Origin of the sequence: Nocardia sp. NPDC058497, from assembly GCF_042720195.1 — a bacterium.
GTDB lineage: Bacteria > Actinomycetota > Actinomycetes > Mycobacteriales > Mycobacteriaceae > Nocardia.
Genome location: NZ_JBHXMY010000505.1, coordinates 1 through 4,338, shown reverse-complemented (window position 1 = coordinate 4,338; position 4,338 = coordinate 1). Strand labels below are relative to the sequence as shown.

Genomic DNA, 4,338 nt, shown 5'->3' with positions numbered 1-4,338 from the left:
CGACCTGTCAGATCCGCCCGAGCAGCTCGGTGACCGATTCATCGAGATCGATCTCGGTCCGCAAGACAAGCCCGGCTCCGCCACTTCGTGCGATCGGCATACCGATCGGAATATCGGTCGTCTCGCTCAACCGGGCAAGCAGCACCGCCAGCGTGCCCTGAATCACCATGAACAGTGACGAGCTATATTGCCGCGCATACCTTTCCAGCGCCTGCGTCAGCTCGGCAGCCACCGGGTAGCTGACGGGGGAACTCAGTGTAGACAGCACAGACGGAAGCGGCCTGTCGGCAGGAAGACGAAGCTCCAGGGGAAGGTCCGCGAGCGTGGCTCGCCAGAACGCCAGGTTCTCGCGTCGGCGCCGTATCCCGGCGCCGTAGCGGGCGCTGCCGGGGTGGACCTGCCCGAGATCGGTGTCCGGTTCGGCGGCCGCGAACGCGTCGAGGAGCTGCACGAATCCGGTGTGATGCGCCGACAGTTCGGGGCCGGTGTAGAGGTTGGGATTGGCCATGAAATGGAGGATCGTCTGCGGCGGGTCTCCGGCCTGGTACAGATCGACCAGCACATCTTCGACCGGCCCGGAGCTGAGGAGATGGAACTCCGCGGTCATCGACCCGAGCCGGAGTTCCTGGGGGAAGAACATGACATTCACCACCGGGCCCGCGAAACGCCGCTCCCCGCTCTTCCCCGCGGCGGCGCGAATGTCGGTGAGGCCGCACCGCTGGTGCCGCAACGCTCCTACCAGGTCGGCCTGCACCCGCCGCACCAGCGACGCGACCGTGTCCCCCGAGCCGAGCACGATCGGCAGCGGCACCACATTGACGAAGACTCCCCCGGACCGCCGCAACACCGCGGTGGTGCGACCCGAAACGGGAATATTGACCACGACCTCGTCCCGGCCGGTCATCCGGGCCAGATAGGTTCCGAATGCCGCGATCACCACCGCCGCCGGGGTCGCCTCCAACACTGTCGCGGAATGACCGATCCGTCCCACCGTCGCGGTGGGCAATTCGGCTCTGGCGACCACGCTGTCCGCGCGCGCGGGTGCGGACCCGGCGGCCAGGCTGGACTCGTCCTCGACGTCGGCGAGTCTGTCCAGCCAGAATGCTTGGTCGCTGGTGAACCGCGTCGACTCCCGGTAACTGCGGTCGGCCTCGTAGAGGGTGCGCAAGTCCGCCGCCCGATTCGGCTCTGCCGTCCGGCCTTCCACCGCCGCTGTGTACAGCGCCGCGACCCGGTTCATAATCGTCATCGCGGCATAGCCGTCCACGGCGACGTGGTGAACCCTGATGTACCACAGAAAATGCCGATCCCCGACCTGCACCACCACCCAGGCGACCAACCGGTCCCTGGTCATATCCAACGGCGTGGTGTACTCCCGGCGCATCCACCCCAAGGCCGCCGCCATGGGGTCCGGTTCACCACGCATATCGATGAGCGGCCCCCGCGACGCCAGTGACGGGTCGAACAACTGATACGGCTCACCGTCGACCTCTACCAGCCGCAAATAACCCGATTGAAATTCGTGACCTGTTCGAATCGACACCATACGCAGTATCTCGAGATCCAGATCTCCATGGAACTCGAGATACTGCGCCTCACATATCGGCACGTCCGGGCTCAATTGTTGCGCCAGCCACAGCGCCCGCTGTCCCGCGGACAGCGGCACCGGCCGAGTATCCGAAACGTATGGCTCCGATTTCCCACCCACTCCACGGTCGGGCGGAAACTGTTGTCGCGCACTGGTCATCAGCCGCCTCCAGACCCCACCGCGCCAGTGTAAGCAGACTAATTGCCCGGCAGGTACCCAGAACAACGATCCGCACCGCGAAGTATTGAATAAATTTATGAAAGCGATACACTGCGATACTTCGATACTCTACTGCAATTACTTCGACGCCCGATCGCATAGTGCACCTGCGACACTCACGACCTTTTACTACGCCCCAGAACCAATGATGTGTTCGATATTGCGCTCAGCCAGCGCGCTGATAGTCAATGACGGGTTCACCGTTCCGGTGCTACCGGGCACAGCCGCCCCGTCCATGACGTACAGGCCCCGATAACCGACCACCCGACCGTACCCGTCTGTCGCGCGTCCGATCACCGCGCCGCCCAGCGGATGTGAGGTGAGGGAGGCGTTCCCACCAGAGACCGGTGGGCCGATGGGTACGCAGCAGCGGGCCGCCTTGTCGTTGACTTCCTGCGCTCGCGCGAGGTAGCCGGCAGTGCCGTTCTCCGGCCAGTGCAGGTCCACCCGCCCGTCGGCGGGGTTGTAGACGAACCGGCCCCGGGTGTCGTCGAGCACCATGCCCAGCGATCCGAGCGTGCCGACGTCGAACGGCGGTGCGCCGGGGATGTACCAGTTCTCCAGCGACACAGGTGCGCCCGCCTCGTCCAGAATCCGGCTCGCGGACGGCGCACCCTGCGTGCCCACGTCGAGTGAGCTGAGGGGCCGGGCCAAGCCCACATCGCCGTTGCTGCCCCAGCCCTCGCCGATGTGCTCGTTCAGGTTCGGCAGCGCGCCGGTCTCCCGCGCGCGCACCAGCAGCTCGGAGGTGCCGATAGAGCCCGCACCGAGAAACAGCTTGTCGCAGGTCAGCGTCCGGGTTCGGAGCACCTCGCCGGTTGGTGCCAGTTTGGTCACGCTGACGACATAACGACCCGACGCTCCCGGTTCCCTGGCGATGGCGTCCACCCGGTGGCCGGGGTAGATCCGGGCAAGGCCGGTGGCCTCGGCATAGCGCAGATAGTTCTGGTTGAGATCGAACTTCGCGCCGTTGGAATTGCCGAGGTTCGAACAGCCGATCGTCGCCGAGGGCAGCGATCGTCCGGCCAGCTCGTCGCGGATGATGTGCCAATTCCACATGCCGTCGATGCGTTGCGGCGCGTAGCCGGCCGCGCGGACCTGACCGTCCCAGGCCCGCGCGTGCGCGAACGCGATGGAGTGATAGATGTCGTCCGGGATCGGGCTCGGCCGCAAGGTCTCCCGGACCCTGGGGTAGTAGACCTCATGCATCTCGCGGTAGTCGACCACACCGCCGAACACATGGTCGAAGAACCGCTGCTCCGGCTCGATCATCACCCCGGTGAACACCACCGAGCCACCGCCGACACACGCACCGTGCCACACGTCGATGCCCGGGTAACTGGAGATGTCGAGGACCCCGCCGAACGGATCGAGCGCGACGGTATTCCCGTTCACGCCGGTAAAGGAGGTGCGATGCCAGTAGCCGCGGCCATCCGGAATCGTGTCGACGGCGAAGATGTTGCGCCACGGATCATTCGGCCAGCGCGACCCGCGCTCGAGCACGGCGACCTCGGCTCCGGACTGTGCCAGTCGCAGCGCGGTAATCGACGCCCCGAACCCCGATCCGATGACGATCGCCGGCACATGGTCGGCCGGATCCGGCAGCGGCGCGAAGATCTCCGGCACCAATGCGCGGTACAACAACGCATTCGGGCCAAGGCGGTAGTCCTGCGCCCACGCCGGAGACGTGGCCGTGGCCGTGGCAAGCATCGTCGCGGTCAGGCCGACACCCTTGATGAAACCGCGTCTGTCCATCGTGCCCCTCACCTGATGTGCATGGTCAAGGCTTGCTGATTCAGGCTAGCCGAGAATTAGCCAAATGTGCCGAGGAGCTCTACCATGGGGAGATCCTGCGTGGGAGGTGACGACGAATGTTGACGCGCGCATGGTTTCGGTGGCTGGTCTTACATCGCCTGGCACGGACCTATCTCCTGATGCCGGCGCATCGCGACGACCCCCTCGCGCAGATCCTGGCCGGTCCGGATCGCGGGCGCGGCTCGCCGCGCGCCGTCGAGGAGATCCGGCAGCTGGGCCGGATGCCCACCGTGTCGAACATCTCGAAGCTGCGCGTCACCGCGGACCACGAAATATGCCGGCTCATCCTGCGGGACCGTCGCTTCGGCGCGGTCTCGCCCAACAGTCGGGCCCTGCCGAAGGTGTTTCGCTGGGTGTTGACCAAGACGGATCTGGAACTTCCCAACCTCGCCGAACCGCCCTCGATGCTGGTGACCGATCCGCCGGAACACACCATCTACCGCCGCCTGGTCGGGCAGGCATTCGCGCCGAAGGCGATAGCCAAACTCCGGGAGCGGGTTGTCGAAGTGACCGATGACCTGCTCGACGGCATGAAATCGACGCCGCGACCGGATCTGATCGACGACTTCTGCGAGCGGTTGCCCATCGCGATCATCGCCGAACTGCTCGGGTTGCCCGCCGAAATGCATGCCACTCTGCTGCGGTGGGGCGATACCGGTGCGCCGCTGCTCGAGCGAGGCCTGACCTGGGCCACTTTCCGCCGCGCCGTCGAAGAT

Annotated in this window: 2 protein-coding genes and 1 pseudogene; 1 reads left to right on the top strand and 2 read right to left on the bottom strand. The window is 65.7% G+C overall.

The genetic code is table 11. The features are described 5' to 3' along the window. Window positions 1-7: 7 nt before the first annotated feature. Entirely contained in the window at window positions 8-1,666 is a 1,659-nt protein-coding gene (locus tag ACFWPJ_RS25970; RefSeq protein ID WP_378855058.1) for a condensation domain-containing protein, read from the bottom strand. 270 nt (window positions 1,667-1,936) lie between these two features. Continuing rightward, window positions 1,937-3,562, bottom strand: coding sequence for a GMC oxidoreductase (locus tag ACFWPJ_RS25965; protein ID WP_378855056.1), 1,626 nt, complete (start codon window positions 3,560-3,562; stop codon window positions 1,937-1,939). 179 nt (window positions 3,563-3,741) lie between these two features. Between ACFWPJ_RS25965 and ACFWPJ_RS25960 the strand changes: the two are divergent. Further along, window positions 3,742-4,338: pseudogene (locus ACFWPJ_RS25960) on the top strand (cytochrome P450); the annotation flags it as partial.